The sequence below is a fragment of the Mesorhizobium sp. P3_A2 genome, assembly GCF_056403115.1.
Genome location: NZ_JBFUGC010000006.1, coordinates 236,824 through 259,179, shown reverse-complemented (window position 1 = coordinate 259,179; position 22,356 = coordinate 236,824). Strand labels below are relative to the sequence as shown.

At 62.5% G+C, this 22,356-nt stretch carries 23 protein-coding genes; 14 read left to right on the top strand and 9 right to left on the bottom strand.

What is annotated here, in order from left to right:
* The first annotated feature begins 38 nt into the window (after positions 1-38).
* Positions 39-1,049, top strand: a complete 1,011-nt coding sequence (locus tag AC1DXM_RS16300) for a hypothetical protein (protein WP_477234175.1) — start codon at positions 39-41, stop codon at positions 1,047-1,049.
* Here AC1DXM_RS16300 and AC1DXM_RS16295 read toward each other — a convergent pair.
* Positions 1,036-1,383: a DUF1491 family protein gene (locus tag AC1DXM_RS16295; RefSeq protein WP_477234173.1), complete on the bottom strand. Its 348-nt coding sequence runs from the start codon at positions 1,381-1,383 to the stop codon at positions 1,036-1,038. The genes AC1DXM_RS16300 and AC1DXM_RS16295 overlap by 14 nt on opposite strands.
* A 149-nt stretch (positions 1,384-1,532) precedes the next feature.
* Here AC1DXM_RS16295 and AC1DXM_RS16290 point away from each other — a divergent pair, with 149 nt between their 5' ends.
* Together AC1DXM_RS16290 and AC1DXM_RS16285 are read left to right on the top strand one after the other, a co-directional pair.
* Positions 1,533-1,793, top strand: a complete 261-nt coding sequence (locus tag AC1DXM_RS16290; RefSeq protein ID WP_436258998.1) for a ribbon-helix-helix domain-containing protein — start codon at positions 1,533-1,535, stop codon at positions 1,791-1,793.
* The gene (locus AC1DXM_RS16285; protein ID WP_436258997.1) at positions 1,786-2,076 is read left to right on the top strand and encodes a type II toxin-antitoxin system RelE/ParE family toxin; all 291 of its coding nucleotides are present in this window, start codon (positions 1,786-1,788) and stop codon (positions 2,074-2,076) included. Before AC1DXM_RS16290 ends, AC1DXM_RS16285 begins: the two co-directional genes overlap by 8 nt.
* Before the next feature lie 10 nt (positions 2,077-2,086).
* Here AC1DXM_RS16285 and AC1DXM_RS16280 read toward each other — a convergent pair whose 3' ends face one another.
* Together AC1DXM_RS16280 and AC1DXM_RS16275 are read right to left on the bottom strand one after the other, a co-directional pair.
* Complete coding sequence (locus AC1DXM_RS16280; RefSeq protein WP_477234170.1) at positions 2,087-2,875, bottom strand: peptidoglycan-binding domain-containing protein; 789 nt, start codon at positions 2,873-2,875, stop codon at positions 2,087-2,089.
* A complete protein-coding gene (locus AC1DXM_RS16275) occupies positions 2,850-4,595 on the bottom strand; it encodes a PAS domain-containing sensor histidine kinase (RefSeq protein ID WP_477234373.1) in 1,746 nt (581 codons plus the stop codon). Before AC1DXM_RS16275 ends, AC1DXM_RS16280 begins: the two co-directional genes overlap by 26 nt.
* Before the next feature lie 536 nt (positions 4,596-5,131).
* On the opposite strand from AC1DXM_RS16275, the gene AC1DXM_RS16270 reads away from it, so the two are divergent.
* The gene (locus tag AC1DXM_RS16270; RefSeq protein ID WP_477234168.1) at positions 5,132-5,503 is read left to right on the top strand and encodes a DUF5330 domain-containing protein; all 372 of its coding nucleotides are present in this window, start codon (positions 5,132-5,134) and stop codon (positions 5,501-5,503) included.
* Positions 5,504-5,618: 115 nt separating this feature from the next.
* Entirely contained in the window at positions 5,619-6,047 is a 429-nt protein-coding gene (locus AC1DXM_RS16265) for a SufE family protein (RefSeq protein ID WP_352585234.1), read from the top strand.
* Positions 6,048-6,107: 60 nt separating this feature from the next.
* On the opposite strand, the gene AC1DXM_RS16260 is transcribed toward AC1DXM_RS16265, so the two are convergent.
* Positions 6,108-6,533 carry a Ros/MucR family transcriptional regulator gene (locus AC1DXM_RS16260; protein ID WP_477234166.1) on the bottom strand — a complete coding sequence of 142 codons (426 nt, stop codon included), beginning with the start codon at positions 6,531-6,533 and terminating at the stop codon, positions 6,108-6,110.
* Positions 6,534-6,948: 415 nt separating this feature from the next.
* Positions 6,949-7,320: an SH3 domain-containing protein gene (locus AC1DXM_RS16255; protein ID WP_477234164.1), complete on the bottom strand. Its 372-nt coding sequence runs from the start codon at positions 7,318-7,320 to the stop codon at positions 6,949-6,951.
* Between the two features lie 127 nt (positions 7,321-7,447).
* Between AC1DXM_RS16255 and AC1DXM_RS16250 the strand changes: the two genes are divergently transcribed.
* The 3 genes from AC1DXM_RS16250 to AC1DXM_RS16240 all read left to right on the top strand — a co-directional run bounded on the left by AC1DXM_RS16250 (position 7,448) and on the right by AC1DXM_RS16240 (position 10,727).
* The gene (locus AC1DXM_RS16250) at positions 7,448-9,568 is read left to right on the top strand and encodes a S9 family peptidase (RefSeq protein ID WP_477234162.1); all 2,121 of its coding nucleotides are present in this window, start codon (positions 7,448-7,450) and stop codon (positions 9,566-9,568) included.
* Positions 9,565-10,191, top strand: coding sequence for a LysE family translocator (locus tag AC1DXM_RS16245; RefSeq protein ID WP_477234160.1), 627 nt, complete (start codon positions 9,565-9,567; stop codon positions 10,189-10,191). The genes AC1DXM_RS16250 and AC1DXM_RS16245 overlap by 4 nt, the downstream gene beginning before the upstream one ends.
* Positions 10,192-10,337: 146 nt before the next feature.
* A complete protein-coding gene (locus AC1DXM_RS16240; RefSeq protein WP_112564128.1) occupies positions 10,338-10,727 on the top strand; it encodes an SET domain-containing protein in 390 nt (129 codons plus the stop codon).
* Positions 10,728-10,733: 6 nt separating this feature from the next.
* On the opposite strand, the gene AC1DXM_RS16235 is transcribed toward AC1DXM_RS16240, so the two are convergent.
* The 4 genes from AC1DXM_RS16235 to AC1DXM_RS16220 all read right to left on the bottom strand — a co-directional run bounded on the left by AC1DXM_RS16235 (position 10,734) and on the right by AC1DXM_RS16220 (position 13,956).
* Positions 10,734-11,684 carry a cytochrome c gene (locus tag AC1DXM_RS16235; protein ID WP_477234158.1) on the bottom strand — a complete coding sequence of 317 codons (951 nt, stop codon included), beginning with the start codon at positions 11,682-11,684 and terminating at the stop codon, positions 10,734-10,736.
* 9 nt (positions 11,685-11,693) lie between these two features.
* Positions 11,694-12,131, bottom strand: a complete 438-nt coding sequence (locus tag AC1DXM_RS16230) for a c-type cytochrome (RefSeq protein ID WP_477234156.1) — start codon at positions 12,129-12,131, stop codon at positions 11,694-11,696.
* A 161-nt stretch (positions 12,132-12,292) separates the two neighbouring features.
* Entirely contained in the window at positions 12,293-12,895 is a 603-nt protein-coding gene (locus tag AC1DXM_RS16225; protein WP_142866647.1) for a superoxide dismutase, read from the bottom strand.
* 182 nt (positions 12,896-13,077) lie between these two features.
* On the bottom strand, positions 13,078-13,956 hold the full coding sequence (locus AC1DXM_RS16220) for a branched-chain amino acid aminotransferase (protein WP_112564120.1): 879 nt from the start codon (positions 13,954-13,956) through the stop codon (positions 13,078-13,080).
* 167 nt (positions 13,957-14,123) lie between these two features.
* On the opposite strand from AC1DXM_RS16220, the gene AC1DXM_RS16215 reads away from it, so the two are divergent.
* From AC1DXM_RS16215 to AC1DXM_RS16190, 6 genes are all read left to right on the top strand, one after another.
* A complete protein-coding gene (locus tag AC1DXM_RS16215; protein WP_477234153.1) occupies positions 14,124-14,786 on the top strand; it encodes a haloacid dehalogenase type II in 663 nt (220 codons plus the stop codon).
* 276 nt (positions 14,787-15,062) lie between these two features.
* Entirely contained in the window at positions 15,063-15,869 is an 807-nt protein-coding gene (locus AC1DXM_RS16210; protein ID WP_477234151.1) for a L,D-transpeptidase, read from the top strand.
* Between the two features lie 294 nt (positions 15,870-16,163).
* Positions 16,164-16,364, top strand: coding sequence for a hypothetical protein (locus tag AC1DXM_RS16205; RefSeq protein WP_477234149.1), 201 nt, complete (start codon positions 16,164-16,166; stop codon positions 16,362-16,364).
* 469 nt (positions 16,365-16,833) lie between these two features.
* On the top strand, positions 16,834-17,739 hold the full coding sequence (locus AC1DXM_RS16200; RefSeq protein ID WP_477234147.1) for a helix-turn-helix transcriptional regulator: 906 nt from the start codon (positions 16,834-16,836) through the stop codon (positions 17,737-17,739).
* A gap of 200 nt (positions 17,740-17,939) precedes the next feature.
* On the top strand, positions 17,940-18,359 hold the full coding sequence (locus tag AC1DXM_RS16195) for a hypothetical protein (protein ID WP_477234145.1): 420 nt from the start codon (positions 17,940-17,942) through the stop codon (positions 18,357-18,359).
* A 1-nt stretch (position 18,360) separates the two neighbouring features.
* Positions 18,361-22,350: a YadA-like family protein gene (locus AC1DXM_RS16190; protein WP_477234143.1), complete on the top strand. Its 3,990-nt coding sequence runs from the start codon at positions 18,361-18,363 to the stop codon at positions 22,348-22,350.
* The last annotated feature ends 6 nt before the right edge of the window (positions 22,351-22,356 follow it).

Here is a 22,356-nt window from a genome sequence, read left to right as displayed (position 1 = left end):
CATGGTCCGGGTCGTGTCGAGTATCGGGCGTATCTTCCGTGTCAGTTTCGGATTTCAGGCAAATCGCTATACGGACGGAATCGGGAAAAGCCGAAAGGCTGTTTCGTGCCGCGGTGTCGGCGTTCTGCTCGCTGACCCGCCCGTCGCGCCGCGAGATCGCCCAGCTCGAGGATCTGACGCTGCCGCTGTTCGACAGCGTGTCGGTCGAATCGCGCCGCTATGTCGCCGCTGCCCTCTCCGAATGCGAATATGCGCCGGCTGCCCTGGTGCGGCGGCTTTGCGAGGAGCCGGTCGATGTCTGCGCGCCCTTGCTGGTCCGTTCCCGCGCCCTGAGCGATATCGACCTGATTGCGCTGATCGGCCGTCACGGCCTGCCGCACGCGCGCGCCATTGCCCGCCGCAAGGATTTGAACCCGACCATCGCGCAGCTGATCAAGGCGCTGGAGAAACCAACCCTGGTGCGGGTGCGGCAGCCCGAGCCTATCGCCGAAGTGGCGGGCGACAGCGCCGAATCCGCTCCCGCCGCTCCCAGCCCACCAAAACTGCCCGGCAGCGCTGCCGAAAACGCCAGGCGCCGGCTACGCTGGATGATGCTCGCCGAGGGCGAGGCGACATCGGTCAATCCCTTCGTCGGCTCAGCAACCTACGGCAAGCTGCGGGAGACGGCGCTGACCGGCAACGCCGCTTTCTTCCAGACCGCGCTCGCCGACGCGCTCGACATCGACTTTTCGACGGCGCGCGCTCTGACCGAGCAGTCGAGCTACCTCTCGCTGCTTGCCGCCTTGCGGGCGCTGGACCTCAGCGAGGACAGGGCGTTCCTGATCACGGTCGCGGTCTACCCCCGGGAATTCCCGCACCCGCAGGCGATCCGCATCTTCCTTGACCGCTACCGCCTGCTGCACCACGAGGCGGCTCTCGAAAAACTCCGCGGCTGGAAGGCCGAAACAGTGTCGCGAGCGGTGCGCGGCAACGCACCAGTAGCCGCAAACGCCGACCAGACGCCGGACGACGACAAGGCCAGTTTAGGGGCCAGCCTCAAGGCGTCTTGACGGAGAGAAGCTCCTCGACGGGAACCGAACCGGCCTCGATCTCGACCACCCAGATATCGGGATCGAATTTTTTCTCCCGCTCCAGCCGGGCGTCGAGCATAGCGGCATCGTCGCCGGCGCCGAGCAGCGTGAAAAACCGGTCATCCGGTTTGGCCGAATCGTAGCTCGTCTGCGGCGCCGGGCCGAACAGGGAGACTTCGCCCAGCCGGCCGCGCGACAGCACGAAGACAGCGCCGGCCTCGGTCGCGCCGCGCTTGACGACGGCCGCAAAGCCGCCGGCGCCGAACACACGGCGCAACAGGGCCGACACCCATAGATCGGTGGTTACGCGCATGAGAGAATTCGGGACGGCATCTTGGCTTTCTTATCTGAATTTCCGCCGCGCGAGCAAAGGTACTTGCCAGCGTTCGAAGTAGCAAATCCTAACAAAGCTTGTTAGGATTTGCTGGAAATGCTATATTGCAAGGCATGAAAGCTCAACCCATGCGCACGCTTACGGTATCGCTCACGCCTAAGCAGGCAGCCCGCCTGCAAGACGCCGTCGATGGTGGCGGCTATGCCTCGAACAGCGAGATCGTGAGGGAGGCGCTTCGCCTGTGGGAGCAGCGTGAGGAATTGCGTACGCTTGAATTGGAACGTCTCAAACGTGCTTACGATGAGGGCATGGCCAGCGGCGATGGCCAGGATGTGGATCGTGCTGCCTTCCTACGCGCCTTGAAAGCAGAACGCGCCGCACGTGGCTAAATACCGGCTCACCCCTCGAGCCGTACAGGATTTGCAGGACATCTGGCATCATATCGCTGCTGACAACGAGCCTGCAGCCGACAAGCTGATCACGCGCATTTTCGATAGGCTGGAGTTAGCCTGCGAACAGCCGAACATGGGCGCGGCGCGCCCAGAGCTAAGCGGCACGGCGCGAATTCTGGTGGAGGGCCGCTATATCGTCATCTACGAGCCGACCGCCTATGGCGTGTTAGCTGTCGCAATTGTTCATGGGATGCGTGACCCGGAGCGATGGCTCAGCTAGCCACCACCGCTCAGTTGGTCAGGCCGATCTCGCGCATCTTGACGTAGACGACCTCGTCCGGCTCGCCGGTCTGCGGCAGGCCGAACAGTGACTGGAATTCCTTGATCGCGGCCTTGGTGCGGGCGCCGACGACGCCGTCGAGCTGCATGTCGTCATTGCCGAATGCCTTCAACCCGGCCTGGATCTTGACGATGCGAGGATCGGACGCCTGGGCGGATGCCGGTGCTGAGACCGGAATTGGCGCGGGGGCAGCCTCGGGCGCGGCAGCGGGAGCAGCGGCCATATCCACGGGCCGTGGCGCCGGATGGGGAATACCGGCCGTCGTCTGCTTGGCGCCGAGCTGGTCGAGCAGGACGGCGTCGATCTCGCCGGATGCCGGCAGACCGACCTTCTGCTGGTAGGCCTGGATGGCCTTATGGGTATTCGGCCCGGAAATGCCGTCGACGGTGCCGGTGTAGAAATCGAGGTCCTTGAGGATGCCTTGCACCTGCTCGACGGTCGGGTCGCTCTTGGCCGGCGCCGGGCCAGGCCGCAGTATGTTGATGGTGGTTTCGGGTTCGTCCGCGCCGGGGTGCGGAAAACCCTCGATGCTGCGGGTGGCGAAGAAGGCGCCGGCATGCGGAAACGGCTGGTACCACAGCGCGTTGGCGGAAACGTAGAACAGCGTTACCAGAAAGGCTGTCGAGCCGCCGACCAGGACCGGATTGCGCGAGATCGCGCCGCCGAGCGCAATCGCGCCGGCCTCGAAAGCGCCGCTGCGGCGCTTGACCGCCTTAGGCTGTTTTGCGGAGCGAGCCATTCCTGTCCCCTTTCGCGTCGCCCTTCGTCCTGGTCGCGGGCATCGGCAGCACGCCGTTCCTGTCGGTCGTGCGTTTCTTCGGCCCGTTCACCGGCAGGCTGATCGTGACCGTGGTCCCCTCGCCCGGCATGCTCTCGATCGACATCGTGCCGTCGTGCAAGGCCACGAGGCCCTTGACCAGGGACAGGCCGAGCCCAGTGCCCTCGAAGCGGCGCGTATAGTCATTCTGGATCTGCATGAACGGCTTGCCGAGATTGGCGAAATCCTCTTCGGCGATACCGATGCCGGTGTCCCTGACCCAGAAATGCAGCCGCGAGCCGATCCGCTTGGCGCCAACGACGACATCACCGCCGTCGGGCGTAAACTTGATCGCATTGGAGACGAGGTTGATCAGGATCTGCTGCACGGCGCGACGGTCGGCATTGATCTCACCGGCATCGGGCGCAATCTGCGCCTGGAGGTCGATGTTCTTGGCGTTGGCCTGCAGCTGCATCATCGACTGGCACATCTCGACCGCCTCAATGAAGCGGAACGGTTCGGGTTCGGTCGCATAGGCGCCGGCCTCGATCCTCGACACGTCCAGGATCGAGGTAACGACGGCAAGCAGATGCTGGCCCGAATCCCGGACCAGGCCGACATATTCCTTCTGGCGGGGGTCCTTGAAGCCGCCGAACATCTCGTGCAGCAGCATGTCGGAAAAACCGATGATGGCGTTGAGCGGCGTGCGAAGCTCGTGGCTGACCACGGCCAGGAAGCGGCCTTTCGCCACCTCGGCCGACGCTGCCGCCTCATTGGCGGCGGCAAGCTCGTCGCGCAGTTCGGCGATCTCGTCGTTCTCGCGCAGCAGCAGGGTGAAGGTCTCCTGCTGCTCTTCGGCCCGAACCAGTTCGAGCTGGAATGGCCGGTAATTGTCGGCCATCGGAGCATTGCCGTCCTGGGGCAGCCGTACCCGAAGATCGAGCCGCCGCGCCAGGGCGCCATCGCGCAGGTCGGCAAGCGCGCTCAGATAAGCAACGCGATCGGACAGATGGATGCGGTCAAAGAGGCCGGCGCCGAAAAGCAGTTCCGGCGGCAGCTTCAGGATGGTGCGCGCCTTGGCCGAGGCATCCAGGACCTCGCCATGCCGGGCGACATGCAGGACAACGGCGTCGATCATGTCCTCGAGGCGGTCGCTTGGAAGCAGCGCGGGCTGCGCGCGTGCGGCATCGCCAAGGGCTGCAAGCCTGGGAACCAGCGTCAGCCCCCAGGCCAACGGCAGAAGCCAGTGCCACACCGCGACTTGCACCGCGCCGAGCGGGACGACAGTGCCGACAAAGGGCTGCAGCAGCACTGCGGCAAGGGCGGAAATGCCGCCCCAAAGTGCCGCGCGCTTTGAACCAGCGATCCACCAGGCTTCGAATGGCAGCGCCAGAGCCAGCAGCGCTACCGGCGACGCCAGGCCGCCTGCTGCCGCGATGGCGCCGGCAAGGGCAAGACCGCCGGCGGCAAGCGCGACCTGGGCGACCAGCGCCATCTTGCCCGACGCCGCCACCAGCAAGGCGGCGAACCAGCAAAGACCGAAGGCAGCAAAGATAGTTGCGACGGTGACGGCGGCGCCCATGCCCGAGGTGACCAGTGTCACCGCGGCACCCGCGGCAAAGAACGGAGCGGCAAGCATGATGCCGATGAACCGGCGCTGGCGCAGGCGGTGGTCCCGGCCAACGATGGCCGGATGGACCATGCGTTCGCAACCGGCCGCCAGCGCGCCAGGCAGTTCAAGATATCTGGCCTTTATCAAACTCAACTCAACGCACTCGCACCCGGTCGTGACTGCCCCTGCTTTGCAGGTCGTTTTTGTTTGTTTGAAACTCGCATCGAGCGTTTAAGGAATGAATAAGGCTGACCGGAACAACGACCTCCCTGCGGCAAAAATCGCGGCGCAGGCGCCAGAATGCACCGTCATTTGCGGCCATAGTAAACGGAGCGTTATGTGCAAAAGGCGTGCCTGCGGCGGCAAAATCCTGAGCCGGCATGCCAGCACCTCTGGATATATCCATTCATAACAATCGCTTAGATGGTTAGTGCAAGGTGAAGAGAACCGCCGGCATTTGAAGCCAATGCATTGCAAAGTGCTTCGTTTCGAATTTGCTTAAAATTTGAGGAAAATTTTCGCTGAGCAAGCAAGCCGTCCTTTGCGCCTCATGCGTCATTGTCGCTGTGATAAAAGAGGTCATGGCGCATGGACGCATGATCCGTCATGGACGAGAGGGCAATTCGATGGGCTTTCTGATAAGAATGGCGTTCTGGTTTTCGCTGGTGCTGGCGCTGCCACTGAGCGCCGGCTCCGACGAAGAGGGCCACGAGAGCGTCGGGCCGATCCAGGCACTGTTTGCGGCGCGCGAGGCGGTCGGCGACATCGCCGGTATTTGCGAGCGCAAGCCCGATGTCTGCGAGACCGGCAAGTCGGCGATGCATACGATCACCGCCCGGGCCAAGGAAACCGCCAAGATCGCCGCCGCCATGCTGGACGACCAGGGCACCGAGCCCGAGACGTCGCCCGATACCTCACTGGCCACCGGCAGCGTCGCCGAGGACATTGTGCTGCCGGCGACCGTCAACATCCCTGCCAAGCTGGTGGCGAAGAACTAACATCGTTTCCGCTGTCTCTACAGCGACACCGCAGGCCGGTCGGACCTCTCGGCGCCTGCGGTGCTTTTCTTCTTTTTCCGTGACGCCGCGGCCGCGGATGACTATATCCCAAGCAATGGCCACGACGATCCAGACGATCCGCGACGACTTTTCCCTGCTCGACGAGTGGGAAGACCGCTATCGCTATGTGATCGAGCTCGGCGAAGCGCTGCCGCCATTTCCCGACGCCGAACGCAATGCCGTGAACAAGGTGCCCGGCTGCGTCAGCCAGGTCTGGCTGACCACTGAACAAGCCCCGGGCGCCGATCCCGTCATCACCTTCACTGGCGATTCGGACGCCCATATCGTGCGCGGCCTGGTCGCCATCATGCTGGCGTTGTTTTCGGGACGGTCCGCCAGCCAGATCCTGGAAACCGACGCCGAGGCGACGCTGAAGTCGCTCGGCCTCGACGAACATCTGTCGCCGCAGCGCGCCAACGGTCTGCGCTCGATGGTCAAGCGCATCAAGCGCGATGCCGAAATGGCGCTCAAGCAGACCGCATAATTCCGGAAACAAAAACGGCGCCTCGAAGGCGCCGTTGATCTTGTCGAACTGGAGCCGGTGCTACCGACCCTTGCGCTTGCGACCGAGGCCCATCTTCTTGGCCAGCTGCGAACGGGCAGCGGCATAATTGGGGGCAACCATCGGGTAGCTGGCGTCCAGGTTCCACTTCTCGCGGTATTCATCGGGCGTCAGACCGTAGTGAGTCATCAAATGACGCTTCAGTGACTTGAATTTCTTGCCGTCTTCGAGACAGACGATGTAGTCGTCATGGACAGAGCGCTTCGGGTTTACCGCTGGCTTCTGTTTGTCGGCCGGAGGCTGTTCGCTTGCTCCGCCCACGCGCCCGAGAGCAGCATGGACGTCGGCGATAAGATTCGGCAGTTCGCCGACTGGCACGGGATTGTTGCTGACGTAGGCGGCCACCACATCGGCGGTCAGCTCGATCAGCGCATCGCTATTCTTGGAAGGTGTTTCGACGATATCCATGGTCTTCAGGCCCCAACGAAAGATGTTTCTGTTTGCGCCCTTTTTGAGAGATCGGGCATGGCGCGAATTTCACGCGGGAAGAGCTTCATGGATTCGCGTCCGGGCATCTTAATGAGCCTGTAAACCAAGTAAGTCAATTCGCATCTTGCGCTATATTCAACGATATTCATCGAATAGTCGCTCTTCAGCTTCAATCTTTCGTGCACTCTGTAACTTCGCGATATTTTCTGGTCGGACCAGGACTGGCATGACGTAAGGTCATGCATCACTAAATCAGCAAGGACTCATAAAGTGGATTGCGATGCTTAGCCTATGCTTTGTAGGCTCGAATAGCTGAATTGCTGGATTCGTACAAAATCAGAAGTTGCAAGGTGTTTACGAAACCCGCCGAACGAAGACCTGCTTCAGACCGGCTTCAATAGGGAACGAGGTATTTTCCGTAGACCCAGCCAGCAACGAAGCCACCATTTTGCACCGGATCGTGCCAAACTTGACACCATTGGTAGCGAATTGCCTGTTTCTGTTTCCAGTCCGGCTTGCCGGCGATCTCCAGAAGGTTCAGCTCCCCGGTGCACTTGCCGGTCATCTGCATGATGGTCCCGTTGGGATAGGCCGCCTGCTTCTGGGATGCGTTGGACGGATATTTGCGAACGTTGAGCGTATCGCCGAACGGCACGCCAGCCACTTGCCAAGCGGCGAACGCGGTTGCATGAGACTGGCCGGTGAAAGCCAGAACGGTCGAAGCGACGGCGAGAGCCGCAGCGGTGCTGACATAGAAATTCATCATCCTCTCCTCCTGACATCTTCCGGGCTCATCTTCCCGAGCCCGCCGCCACCAATGCCTGCCTACCCTTGAACCCGCGCTGATCGGCGTGTTCATTTGCCATTCAAGTAACTTTCTTCAGTGAGACGCGATGACCAAGACCCCAGCCTTCCCGACCGCCAGCCAGCCGAGCCCTGAGAAACACCCAGTCTTCGACACGCATCACGGCTTCACCCGCACCGACGATTATGCCTGGCTTAGGGCGGATAACTGGCAGGCGATGTTCAGGGATCCTTCCCTGCTCGACGGCCGCATTCGCGCCCATCTCGAAGCCGAGAACGCCTATCAGACAGTGCTGATGGCCGACACGCTGGAGCTTCAGAAGCAGCTGTTCGGCGAGATGAAAGGCCGCATCAAGGAAGACGATTCGACGGTGCCGATGAAGGATGGGCCCTATGCCTATGGCTCATCCTTCAAGCTTGGCGGCGAACAACCACGCTATTTCCGCATGCCGCGTGATGGCGGCGATGAGCAGATCCTCCTCGACGGCGACGCGGAAGCCGAGGGCAAGCCGTATTTCCGCCTCGGCGGCGTCGACCATTCGGCCGATCACCGCAAGCTCTTGTGGGCGTTCGACGACAAGGGCTCCGAATTCTTCACTCTGCGCGTGCGCGACCTCACAAGCGGCAAGGAATTGCCTGACCAGATAGACGCCACCAGTGGTGGCGGTACCTGGAATGCCGCCGATGACGGTTTCTTCTACACCAGGCTCGACGACAATCATCGCCCGTCCAAGGTGCTGTTTCATGCGCTCGGCGACAGCCCTCAAAATGACCGGCTGATCTATGAGGAAACCGACCCCGGCTTCTTCATGGATGTCGGCGGCACGCGCTCCAATAAATGGATCATGATCGGCATCAACGATCACGAAACCTCGGAATATCGCCTGATGCGCGCCGATGAGCCGTTCGCCGAACCCAAGCTGGTGGCGATGCGCGAGATCGGCCTGCAATATGATCTGGAAGAGGGCGGCGACATCTTCTTCATCCTCACCAATGCCGACGGCGCCAAGGACTTCAAGATCATGACGGCGCCGGCTGATGACCCGGTGCGCGCCAACTGGGAAGAGCTGGTGGCGCACGAACCGGGCCGGCTGATCCTGTCGGTGGTCGGCTTCAAGGACCATATGGTCAGGCTCGAACGCAAGGAAGGCCTGCCGCGCATCGTCGTGCGCGACCGCCGCAGCGGCGAGGAGCATCTGATCTCGTTCGACGAAGAGGCCTTCTCGCTCGGCCTTTCGGGATCCTATGAATACGACACCGAGATCATGCGCTTCACCTATTCGTCGATGACGACCCCGGCGCAGGTCTTCGACTACAATATGCGCAGCCGCGAGCGCGTGCTCCTGAAGACCCAGGAAGTGCCCTCCGGCCATGATCCGGAGCACTATGTCACGCGCCGGCTGATGGCGCCCGCCGCCGATGGCGAGCTGGTGCCGGTCTCGCTTCTGCATCACCGCGACACGCCGCTCGATGGCTCGGCACCTTGCCTGCTTTACGGCTACGGCTCCTACGGCATCGCCATTCCGGCCGCCTTCAATACCAACTGGTTCTCGCTGGTCGACCGCGGCTTTGTCTTTGCCATCGCCCATGTCCGCGGCGGCAAGGACAAGGGCTATGGCTGGTACGACGACGGCAAGCGGGCGCACAAGATGAACACGTTCACCGATTTCATCGCCGTCGCGCAGCACCTCGTCGCCGAGCGTTACACACAACATGATCGCATCGTAGCGCAAGGCGGCTCGGCCGGCGGCATGCTGATGGGCGCGATCGCCAACATGGCGCCGCACAGTTTCGGCGCCATCGTTGCCGAGGTCCCCTTTGTCGACGTGATGACCACCATGCTCGACGCAAGCTTGCCGCTGACGCCGCCGGAATGGCCGGAATGGGGCAATCCGATCGCATCAGCGGAGGACTATCGGATCATCGCCGCCTACTCGCCCTATGACAATGTCGCGGATCACGACTACCCGCCGATCCTGGCGCTGGCCGGCCTCACCGATCCGCGCGTCACCTATTGGGAACCGGCCAAGTGGGTGGCGCGGCTGCGCGAGCGCAAGTGCGGTGACAATCCGGTGCTGTTCAAGATCAACATGGATTCCGGCCATGCCGGCGCGTCGGGCCGGTTTTCCAGACTGGAGGAGATCGCTTATACCTATTCCTTTGCGCTGAAGGTGATGGGCAAGGCCGAGATTGCAAAGGAGGCGTCATGATCGATCTATCCACCTTGATGGCTTACGTGGGTGTTGTGCTTGGCTTTGTGTTTATTCCAGGCCCAGCCACACTTTTGACGGTGGCGCGAGCGACGAGTTCGGGAACCCGGGTTGGCATCGCGACGGGCGCCGGCGTGGCGGCTGGCGATGTGTTCCATACCGTCATGGCGATGGTCGGCATTTCGGCGATCATCGCCACGTCGGCAACGCTGTTCAGCATCGTTAAATACATTGGCGCGGCGTATCTGGTTTACCTCGGCATTCGCGCGATCATCGACAGAACACCGGCCAACCCTACTGCCGGAGCGCTTGCGATCTCCGCCGGCAAGGCGTTTCGACAGGCTGTCCTGACCGAGGTGCTCAATCCAAAGACCGCGCTTTTCTTCCTCGCCTTCCTGCCCCAGTTCGTGCGGCCTGAAAACGGATCGGTAATGCTCCAGCTGATGACGTTGGGCATAATCTTTGTTCTGCTCGGCCTCTTCAGCACAGTCGTCTTTGCCGTAAGTGCGGGCCGGCTCGGCAATTTCCTGCGCCGCAATCCATCGGTGGTGAAATGGCAAGGCAAGGTGGTCGGCGGTATCTACTGCGCGTTGGGCGTTCGTCTGGCCTTGCAGCAGCGCTGATGTCGGAGCGAAAGGCGCGCCCCTTCGCGGCGTGCCGATCATCACTTTTTGAATTCCGCGCCGCTCATTTTCACTCGCAATTGCAATGGCTGCGCGTTACCCAATGCGCGGCGCCTTCCAGACACGACATACGCAAAGGGTCCACTATGCTACTCGTCGACACCTATCTCGAGAAATCGCCGATCCAGGGCATCGGTGTTTTCGCCAAGACCCACATCGCCAAGGGCACGTTGGTCTGGAAGCTCGATCCGCGCTTCGACCGGCTGATCGACGTCGAAACCTATGAGGGCGAGAGCGGGCCGGTGAAGAGCTACCTCGACCGCTATTCCTATCCCGACCGCCGCGATCCGAACTACATCGTCTTCGAAGCCGACGATGCCCGCTACATGAACCATGACGATGAACCGAATTGCGATGTCTCCTCCCCTGAAGAGACCTATGCCTTGCGCGACATCGCGCCCGGCGAGGAACTGACCTGCAATTACAGTCACTTCTTCGAAACGGGCTTCGACTTCCTCGGCGATCGCCACCTGTAGTCGGGATCACTTAGCCGGCTTGCTTCGCGCCGGATAGCCATTGGGATGCGGCGGCACTGCCTTGAGATAGGCGGCGATGGCCGCGCGATCTTCCGGCGGCAGTTTGGCCATGTTGTGCTGCACGTCGACCATGGCACCGCCGACGGAATCGAATTCGGGCGTGAAACCGGTTTCGAGGTAGTTGGCGATGTCGGCTTCCGACCAATCGCCGATGCCACCCTCGCCCGATGTGATGTTCGGCACGATGCCGCTGCCTTCGGCGGCGGTGGCACCCGCCAGCCACTGGCTTTTCTTGGTGCCGCCGGTGAAATCGCGCGGCGTGTGGCATTCACCGCAATGGCCGGGTCCCTCGACGAGATAGCGGCCAGCCAGCACTGGGTCCGGCGTGCCGTCGGCCAAGGCGATCACCGGCTGGTTGCTGAGATAAAGCCGCTTCCACAAGCCGAGACCGCGGCGGATGTTGAAGGGGAAGCTCAAGGAATTGTCCGGCGCCTTGCCGGCGACCGCCGGCAGCGTCTTCAGGAACGCATAGAGATCGGCAATGTCAGCGGGCTTCATGCGGGCGTAGGACGCGTAGGGAAAGGCCGGATAGAAATGCTCGCCGGAAGGCGACACGCCTTTCAGCATAGCGTTGGCGAGGTCCTCGACCGTCCAGGCGCCGATGCCGTCCTTGGGATCCTGCGAGATGTTAGGTGGGACGAAGGTGCCGAACGGCGTCTTGAGCTGAAGGCCACCGACCAGCTGCAGGCGGGCTTCGCCCTCAGACCCAGGCTTGGCGTGACAGGAGGTGCAGCCGCCAGCATAGAAAATGCGTTTGCCCCTGGCGGCGTCGCCGGGGGCAAGTTGCGCCAGGGTTCCAGCGTCGAGTTTCACTGGCGCCGACAACAACGAGCCGGCCCCGGCGCCGGCGACGCCCAGGACAAGGGCGGCGCCGACGAGTTTTTTCAACAGGGCCATTGCCCGGGATCAGCCCTTCTTCACCCGATAGGTCTGGTGGCAGGTGCCGCAATCGCTGCCGAGGGTGCCGATCTGCGCCTTGAGCGCATCGACATCGGCAGGTGCGGCGGCGACAGCGGCCTTGACGTCGGCGACATATTTCTCGTTCGTGGTCTTGAAGCCCGCCATGTCTTCCCAGATTTTCGGCGAAGCGGTGGTGTCACCGCTGTCGCTGCCGGCCGGGAACAGCGCATCGACATCGACCTTCTCGGCATTGACCTGCAGCGCCTGTAGCGCCGTCAACACGGCGGCGGCATCGAAGTCTGCTTCCCCCTTGGCGATTTTCGACAGGCCGCCGACGAGTTTTCCGCGCTCCTTCATCAGTCCCTGTCGGTCGAGGATCGGATCGGCAAAAGCGGCCGAGGCGGCGAGGCTGAGCATAGAGATGGCGATAACAAGCTTTCTCATTCAATTGGCTCCGGGATGATGAGGGGTCGCGACCTAACGTTAACGGATGGCGGGCTGAGATTATTCCGTGCTCGCCGCACGGAAACTGCCGCTTTACAGTGTGCCTCCGTTTCGATCTGAAAAAGGAAAAGCCCCGGGGATGCCGGGGCTTTCTGGATCGATCAGGCTTTCGCCTTTTCGTACATTTCGAGGACATGGTCCCAGTTGATCAGGCTGTCGACGAAGGCCTCGAGATATTTCGGCCGCGCGTTGCGGTAGTCGATGTAATAGGAGTGCTCCCAGACATCGACGCCGAGGATCGGCGAAGCGCCATGGACCAGAGGGTTCTCGCCGTTTGGCGTCTTGGAGATCGCCAGCTTGCCGTCCTTGACCGAGACCCAGGCCCAGCCCGAACCGAACTGCGTGGTGCCGGCGGCGATGAAGTCGGCCTTGAACTTGTCGTAGCCGCCAAGGTCGGCGTCGACCGCCTTCTGCAGGGCGCCGGGAAGCTTGTTGCCGCCGCCGCCCTTCTTCATCCACTTCCAGAAATGAATGTGGTTGTAGTGCTGGGCGGCGTTGTTGAAGAGGCCGGCATTCTTGCCGAACGACTGCTTGACCACCTCTTCGACCGACAGATCGCCAAGACCGGCTTCAGCGGCCAGCTTGTTGCCGTTGTCGACATAGGCCTTGTGGTGCTTGTCGTGGTGATACTCCAGCGTCTCTTTCGACATGTAGGGCTGCAGGGCCTCGTAGTCATAGGGCAAGGCGGGCAATTCAAAAGCCATCGGTCATACTCCTCATGGAAAAATCCGGTGCGGATACCGGATTAAGATAGGGCTGGATTGTTCTGGAACAACTCCGGAATGAAGCGCCGCTTCCTTTCTAAGCGGGTTCCGGAAAAGTGTCACACGGTTTTGCGGACAGGATGCTGCGTCAAAAAAGAACGCCCAGCAAACGACGCGGCGGCTCAGCCAGCAGGCGTCGAATGCGCCCATTCCCAATAGAGCTCGCGCGCCTTCTTGGCCACCGGCCCGGGCTGGAGATTGCGGTCCTCGATGCGGGTGATCGGCACGACCTTGGAATGGTTTCCGGTCGAAAAGATCTCGTCGGCCTCGAGAAAGTCGCGCACCGACAGCATCTTTTCGGTGGTCTTGAAGCCATAGTCGCCAAGCAGCGTCATGGTGCGCGAGCGGGTGATGCCGGACAGGAAAGTGCCGTTCGGCGCCGGCGTCAGCACATGGCTGTCCTTGACCAGGAAGATGTTGGAGGTTCCGGTCTCGGCGACATTGCCCAGCATGTCGAGCACAAGTGCATTGTCGAAGCCGCGCATCTTGGCTTCGAGAATGGCGCGGCCATTGTTGGGGTAGAGGCAGCCTGCCTTGGCGTTGGTCGGCATGGTCTCGATCGTCGGCCGCCGGAACGGCGACACGGTGATCGAAAAGCCGGCCGGCGAGATCATCGGCGATTCGTAGAGGCAAAGGCAGAAGCGGGTCGATGCCGGATCGGCCGGCACGCCCATATAGCCGCCATGCTCGGCCCAGTACATCGGCCTGATATAGACCGCCGTCTTGCCGTCGAACTTCTTCAGTCCGTCCCAGGTCAGGCCGACGATCTTGTCGACGCTCATCGACGGTTTCAGGCCGAGCGCGATCGCCGAGGCGTTCACCCTGGCGGCATGCAGTTCGAGGTCGGGGGCGACGCCTTCGAACCAGCGAGCGCCATCGAAGACGCTGGTGGCAAGCCACATGGCATGGCTGCGCGGCCCAAGAATGGCGACGTTGCCTTCGTACCAGTCGCCGTCGACGAAGGTCCATGTCGCCGATTGCGCCGCAGTCGCCAGTGTCATTGCTCGGTTCCGCTTCGATGCTGCCTGTCTGGTATCATTGGAAGATGCTTTGGCGGGCGCCGTCAACCGGCATCAGGCGGATTTTGTTGAGGCCAGCGAGCCCAGAAAGCAATCAAGTCTGCAATCGATGCTTGCACCTTGGCCCGCCTGCCCTCAAAACTGTCGCCATGCATTACGCGGCTTACGTTTTCGACGCCTATGGCACGTTGTTCGACGTGCACGCCGCCGTGCGCCGTCACGACGGCGAGATCGGGCCGGACGGCCAGCTTCTGTCGGAAATCTGGCGCGCCAAGCAGCTGGAATATTCCTGGGTGCGCACGCTGATGGGCGGCTATGCCGATTTCTGGCAGCTCACCGAACAGGCGCTCGACTTTGCCTTGCGCAAGGTCCCATCGGCAGACAAGGGACTGAAGGCCAAGCTGCTCGAAGCTTATTGGCGGCTCGACTGCTATCCGGAAGTGCCGGCCGTGCTCAAGGCGCTCAAAGCGTCCGGCGCGAAGCTGGCAATCCTCTCCAACGGCTCGCCCGAGATGCTGGAAGCGGCGGTCAAATCGGCGGCCCTCGACCAGGTGCTGGACAACATCTTTTCGGTCGATGCTGTCAAGCGCTTCAAGACCGACCCGTCGACCTACGACATGGTGGCGACGGGCTGGCGCCTCTATCCAGGCGCGGTCTCGTTCCAGTCCTCCAATCGCTGGGATATTGCCGGCGCGACCAAATTCGGTTTTCGCACCGTGTGGATCAACCGCGCCAACCAGCCCGAGGAATACAGGGACTTCCCGCCGGCGCTGATCCTGCCGTCGCTGGAAGGATTGTTGACAGGCGGCTAGAGCAATTCCAGGAAAAGTGTGAAACGGTTTTCCGTCCGGAAATTGCGCAGAAGGAAAGACGCAGAGCAGGCGGCGTTTCTGTGAAACGATGAACTGCTCTAAGGGCTCTGTTGCCCTGGAGCAACAGTGGCAGGACGGTCACAGCTTCGCCTTTGTTTGTCCACCCTCAGGCCAGAATCGGAACCGCCTATCGCGCCAGGCATTGGGGGAGACCAACACTGCGCCGCCTGGAAGCATTCACGCTTTCTTGCGACTTGAGACAAAAAAAAGGCAACCATGTTGAAGACCGAAATCGACCCCTATCGCCTGAGCCGTCGCGGCTTTCTGAATGCCGCAGCCCTTGGCGCCGCCTCGATTGCGGTCTCCGCCTGCACCACCACCGGACCGGAACCAGCGCCGGTCGAGCCGCCGCCGACCTATGAAGAGCCGCCGCTCGGCGACTACGCGACGATGTACGGCCCGATTTCGGACAGCGGCTTCGAGCTCCCAGCCATTCCGATCAAGAAGATGGACCCGCAGTTCCTGCGCCAGATCGTTCCCGATCCGACCGGCCAGAGGCCCGGCACCATCATCGTCGATACGACCAACCATTTCCTCTATCTGGTGCGCGAGGGCGGCCAGGCGATCCGTTACGGCGTCGGCCTCGGCCGCGCCGGCTTCGAATGGTCGGGAGACGCCGTCGTCCAGTGGAAGCAGAAATGGCCGAAATGGACGCCGCCAGATGAGATGGTCGCCCGGCAGCCTGAGCTGGAGCAATACAGCGCCAAGAATGGCGGCATGCCCGGCGGCCTCAAGAACCCGCTCGGCGCCCGCGCGCTCTACCTTTTCCATGACAATGTCGACACGCTCTATCGCCTGCACGGCTCGCCGGAATGGAACTCGATCGGCAAATCCGTCTCGTCGGGCTGCGTTCGGCTGATCAACCAGGACATTATCGACCTTTATGACCGCGTGCCGTCGAAAAGCCCGGTCATCGTGACGTCCGATATCGGCCAGCCGACGGTAGCGAGCGCAAACCGCACAGCCATTCCGATCGACGGCGGCGTGCCGGACGGTTCGGTCCTGCTCGGCCCGGTGAACTGATCGACGTTCGTCGATGCTGGTGAAGCGGCAGGTTCGCCGCTCCATGCAGCAAACTTTGCCAGGATTCCGATAGCTTTACGCGGATGCCTGGGATCCACATCCAAGACATGCAATGCCGGCAGCAGGAGGCTAAGGAAGACTTCCAGACAAGCTATCGAGCCGGCGCAATCGACGCGCCCCACGCACCGTCAATTCCGGCTCTCCTGTATTTCGTCCCCGATGCATGTATATTAGGCGGGAATAGAATTGCAGATATGTACGTTTAATTAGATCATTGATGGCGGGGGAACGCCAATGGTGGGATTTGCCTTCGATAGTCCGCCGGCTGACAGCGCCGAGGTCAACCTGTCGGCCGAATGCGAGCGCCAATTGCTGCCGCTCGTCCGCGGAATTGTCGACGCGGCGGTTGCCGCCGGGTGGAACCGGGAGGATGTTCTTCTCGCCATGGTTGAGCTGTCCTGGGATCTGTATGAGAAACGTCGAGGCGATCTTTAACAGCCCTGCGCGAGCCGGATAGTTCTGTATCGGGGCCGCTGCACGGTCACTGATCAGGTAGCTCCGCGCGTCCTGGACATAATCCTCGAAAGCGCTGGTCGGAGATGGGCCACCATGCGGGGAGCGCGTCCGTCGCAATGGCGGCATAGGCCGAGCAGGTTCGGCAGTAGCCGCGCGATTTATCTGCATGCAACGCTGGATTGTGAAACGGCGCGCGATGCACAACAACTAGGCACAAAATGGTAAGATAAGATCGGCAAATCGTCAGATTAGTTCGCGCTAAACAAGCAAAATCTGTAGATTTATAGACCAAGTCCTGCCAAAATTTTTATTCCAGCTGAAAACCTTCTTTTAAATATAAAGCAACGCCTCTAAGGTTCGAAGGAACGTTCTGGAATCCACGTGAATTCTGGGCGCCTCGATGCAGCACAGGTTCAATCGATCGGCACAGGGCTGAGGCACGACGGAAATGCAACACAGAGGCGACGTTCTGGAGCGCACCTGGACAGGCCGGCGGCGCGCGGACCAGAGCATCTTCGATGGAATTCAGGAAGACGCGGGCGCGCGCATGGTCACCTTTCGGGGCGGCGCGGCTCATGCCGTTCGCGCGCCGGGATCGCACACATTCAAGGCGGTGGAGCATTTCGGTGCGGTCATGCTGGCGCCCTCGCCCGGGATAAGGGTCTCGCTCGGCAACGACGAAGTCCACGATTATGACGGCGACACCGGCATGATCGTGGTCATCCCGGCGAACATCGAAGCCAGCGTGACGTGGTCATCCGCCATGGAGAGCATGATCGTGGCGCTCACCGCCGATAGCCTCCTTGACCTGGCGGCGCGCGAATTCGGCACTGGCCGAGCCGAGCTCCAGCCGCCGCCTCTCGGGACCGTCGACCTTCAGGCTCTGCAGCTGGCGCAACTGCTGAAGGTGGAATTGACGGAGCGGGAAACTCCAAACGAATTCTATGTCGATTCGCTGGTCACCATGTTCGGCGTCCATATGCTTCGGAACTACGCAGGAGCGGGAAAGTTGCCACAAGGTCCAAAGGGCGGTCTGTCGAACCGCAGTGCCCGGAGGGTGCGGGAATTCCTGGACGTGAACTTTTCCAGCAAGATCGCGGTGGCCGAGCTAGCCGCACTCTCCGGCCTTTCGCCGAGCCATTTCATCCAGGCTTTCACCAAGACCTTTGGCGAGCCGCCGCACAAATATCTGCTGCGGCTGCGTCTCGATTTCGCCGAGAGACTTCTCGTTAAGAGCGATCTGTCGATAGCCGAAGTCGCGCATCTGAGCGGCTTTTCAGATCAGAGCCACCTGACCGTCACCATGTCGAAATACCGCGGCAGAACCCCTAAGCAGGTGAAGCTGCAGCGGTGATATTTGCTGCGGGCGCGTCTCCGCAGCCGAAAGTTGCGTGGCAGAGCGGCCACACCTGCCACTCAGCGCTCAAAGACCGAATTTTCCTACAAAGATTCCGGACTTTTCCAAAATACATACGCCGCGAACGTGCTCATGGTCGCGATGGAAAGTCATTTGGGGCGGGGGCAACCAGATGATGCGGCATGTCGGATTGTCCCATGGACATTCAATTCGCGGAAATCGAAGTCTTCGCACCCAAGGCCGAAGCGGCCTGGGCCGCGTTGCAACGCCAATATGCCAGCCGGATCAGCGGTGCGGAACTCGACCATCTTCTGGCGTGTTTCGTGCTTGGACTGACCTCTCCGGCTTGTTGCGAAGGCGATCCAGGATTTCATTTCGATCTTTGCCGCGCGGTGGTGGCGATAAACCTGTCGCCGGAGCGGACCGAAGCCGCATTGCACACGGTTCCCGAGCCGACGCAGCCATGGGTCGCGAGCGCCTGCCAGCTGATTGAAAAACAAGGTGCGAAGATAGGTCTCTCGCTGCGAGAGACGACGGGTAATTTCAAGGATTTTTTGGCCGTCGAGGCGAATGATGCGGCACATCAAGGCGCGTCGGCAATTGCGAGGGAAAAGTAGCATGACCGGATACGTCGAGGAGCGGAGAAGGATCGAATTTCTTCCCGGATTTGTCGGAAACTGGCTCTCGGGTGCGGCCGACAGCCGCTCGGTCCGCCGCCGCCTGATGGCGGTGCTGCGCATGGCCTATCGCGTGCTCGGCATGGGGCGCAAGCGCCTGGGGCTTGGCGCGCTCGGCAGCGGCAGCAGCGTGCGTTCGGCCCTGGCCTGCGGCATCAGCCCGGCCAGCATAATCGGAGGCCTGGGGGCAATCGCCGCGCTCGGCCTCGCCACACCGGCCCATGCACAGTACCAGGCTGGCGGCGGTTCGGCGACCGGCGGCAACGCCATCGCCATCGGTAACGCTACGCAAGCGAATGGCGCGAACAGCGTGGCGTTGGGTACCTCTAACAGCGCAACGGGCGATGCTTCGATCGCCATAGGCTATTCGATGAGTGTCAATGGCCTCAACTCCATCGGCATAGGTGTCTTCGCGAAGGCGACCGGCGTCAACGCCCTCGCGTTGGGCGGGAATGCCCAGGCCACTGCGGACGGAGCAAGCTCCATTGGCGTCAACTCGGTTGCAGCCGCAGGTGCGGCCGCCTTTGGCCTGAACGCGCGTGCCGACGGAACGAACTCGACGGCGATCGGCTATGTTTCCCGAGCGACCGGGCTGCGCGCCACCGCGCTCGGGTATGGCACGACCGCGTCGGGAGTGGATACCGTTGCCCAAGGTACCAACGCCACTGCCGGCAACCAAAATGCCGTTGCCGTCGGCTTCCAGGCGACCGCTAGTGCCATAAACTCCGTTTATCTCGGCTCGCGCACTGTCGCCGGATCGGGAGCGCTGGCCCAGGGCGCCATCGGCATCGGCACCGATGTGACGGCGTCTCAGGTCGACGCCATGGCGATGGGGCGCCAAAGCCAGGCGACCGGCGTCACCAGCACGGCGCTCGGTGTGCTGAGCAAGGCCACGGCGACCAATACCATCGCCATTGGTCCCCAGGCAAATGCAACGGCGCAAAACTCGGCAGCGTTCGGCAACGTCGCCACGGCTTCGGGCAATTTTGCACTGGCTCTGGGCAACTCGGCTGTATCGAGCGGAGTAGGGTCGGTCGCGGCGGGATCTGGAGCCCAGGCCACGGACGTCTCCACCACTGCGCTCGGTAACAACGCCGCAGCAACAGCGGCAAATGCCAGCGCACTGGGATTGGGCGCCACGGCTAGCGGAACATACGCCACTTCACTTGGTTCCACCTCCAAAGCGACCGGCGCCCGTGCGTTCGCGGGTGGCCGTTCCACCACTGCCCAAGGCGACGATTCCATCGCTATCGGCACGACATCCATCGCGACAGCGGCGAGCTCGACAGCAATCGGAGCGGGCGCGGTGACACTCGACGTGAATGCCATCGCCATCGGCACCGCTGCCGGCGCGATCTCCGCCGACTCCGTCGCCATCGGCACGGGGGCGATCGCCGATGGCGGCAAGGCTGTCGCCATCGGTTACGGCAACACCGCTTACGGCGACGGCGCGGTCGCCATCGGCGATCCCAGCTATGCCAGTGGCACCGGCGCCTTCACCGGCGGCGCCAATAACATCGCCAACAGCGACGGCACGGCAACCGCCACCGCCGCAAACCAAGCCGCAGGCGCCGTCGCCATCGGCAACAACAACAAGGCGATCGGGCAAGGCTCCGTCGCGCTGGGCAACGGCTCCACCGCAGGCGCCGCCGGCCTTGCGGGCAATGTCGCGCTCGGCAATGGCGCGACGGCGGCGGCAAGCTCCGGCGACGTGGCGCTCGGCTCGGGCTCGGTCACCGCGACGGCGGTCGGCACCAGCGGCGCGACGATCGGCGGCACGGCCTACAGCTTCGCCGGCACAACGCCGACGAGCACCGTCAGCGTCGGCGCGCTCGGCGCGGAGCGGACCATCACCAATGTCGCGGCGGGCCGGCTGAGCAACTCATCGACCGACGCCATCAACGGCTCGCAGCTGTTCGCGACCAACCAGCAGGTGACGCAAAACACCACCGATATCGCCGCCAACACCGCTGATATCACCAATCTCGGCAACACGATCAACAGCATCAGCACCGGCGGCGGCATCAAGTATTTCCATGCCAATTCGACGCTGGCCGATTCCCAAGCGCTGGGCACGGATTCCGTCGCGGTCGGCCCGAATGCCGTGGCCAACAATGCCGGGGACGTCGCGATCGGCCTGAATTCGGTTTCCGGCACCACGACCGCGGTTGGCGGCACGACGATCGGCGGCGTGAGCTACACCTTTGCGGGCGCGACGCCGGCCGGCGCTTTCTCGGTCGGCTCGGTGGGCGCCGAGCGCCAGATCCAGAACGTCGCGGCCGGGCAACTGAGCGGCTCCTCGACCGATGCGGTCAACGGCTCGCAGCTGTTTGCGACCAACCAGCAGGTGACGCAGAACACCACCGATATCGCCGCCAACACCGCCGACATCGCGGCCAACACCACCGACATCACCAATCTCGGCAATGCCATCAGCAACATCGCCGGCGACACCTCGACGGCCTACACCGACGCCAATGGCGACGGCATCCGCTATGTGCGCACCAACGACACGACGCTGCCTATCACCGACGCCTTCGCGCAAGGTGTCGGTTCGTCCGCGGTCGGCTACCAGGCGACCGCGTCCGCCGCCAATTCGCTTGCGCTCGGCCGCGGCACCCAGGTCACTGTCGCCGACGGAGTAGCGCTGGGCTCCGGCTCGGTTTCGGACCGTGCGGTGGCGCCGGCATCGGGATCGATACTCGCCGGCACCGGCCTCGTTCCCTACAACACCACCGACGCGACCTTGCTCGGCGCCGTCTCGGTCGGCACCTCCACCTCCTACCGCCAGATCATCAACGTCGCCGACGGTACCGCGGACCAGGACGCGGTCACGCTTCGCCAGCTGAAGGGCGCGCTGAGCTCCTTCGCGGTGACCGGAAGCCTGTACTTCCACGCCAACTCGACATCCGCGGATTCGCTTGCGGTCGGCGTCGATTCGGTTGCGGTCGGTCCGCGCACCACCGTCAATGGCGACAACGGCATCGGCATCGGCAACGGCGCCATCGTGCAGCAGACGGCGCCGGGGGGCATCGCGATCGGCCAGAACTCGACCGTCAACCAGGCCGACAGCATCGCGCTCGGCACCAACTCGACGACCAACGGAGCCCAGGCAGTGGCGCTCGGCGCCGGTGCCACGGCCAACGAGCCGGGCAGCGTCGCGCTAGGCGCTGGCTCGACGACGGCGGCGGCGGTCGCCACCACCGGCACCACGATCAACGGCGTGAACTACACGTTTGCCGGGACAGCCCCGACGAGCACGGTGAGCGTCGGCACCGTCGGCAACGAGCGCACCGTCACCAATGTCGCTGCGGGCAGGATCAGCGGTACCTCCACCGACGCCATCAACGGCAGTCAGCTCTACGCCACCAACCAGGCCGTCGAAGCCATGCAGGGGAGCGTCGGCGATCTCAATGAGTTCGCGGTCCAGTACGACAAGAACGGGGACGGCAGCAAATCCAACTCGATAACGCTTGCCGGCGGCGACCCCAACACGCCGGTCGTCATCCACAATGTCGGGGCGGGCGTTGCCAACACTGATGCAGTCAACGTGCAGCAGCTCAACACCGGGCTGTCGCTCAACCTGGCGGATTCGAAGACCTACACCAACCAGGTGGCGGCCACCACGCTTCAGCAAGCCAATGCATATGCGGACTCCAAACTCAGCCAGCTCAACATGGACATGGGCGAGGTCAAGGGCGAGGCGCGCCAGGCTGCCGCGATCGGCCTGGCGGCCGCCTCGCTGCGCTACGACGACCGTCCCGGCAAGCTGAGCGTGGCCGCTGGCGGAGGCTATTGGCGCGGCGAAGGGGCGCTGGCCTTCGGCGCCGGCTACACCAGCGAGGAGGGACGTGTTCGAGCGAACCTGTCCGGCACGACAGCAGGCGGGAACTGGGGTGTCGGCGCGGGCGTCAGCCTTACGCTGAACTAGAGCCCG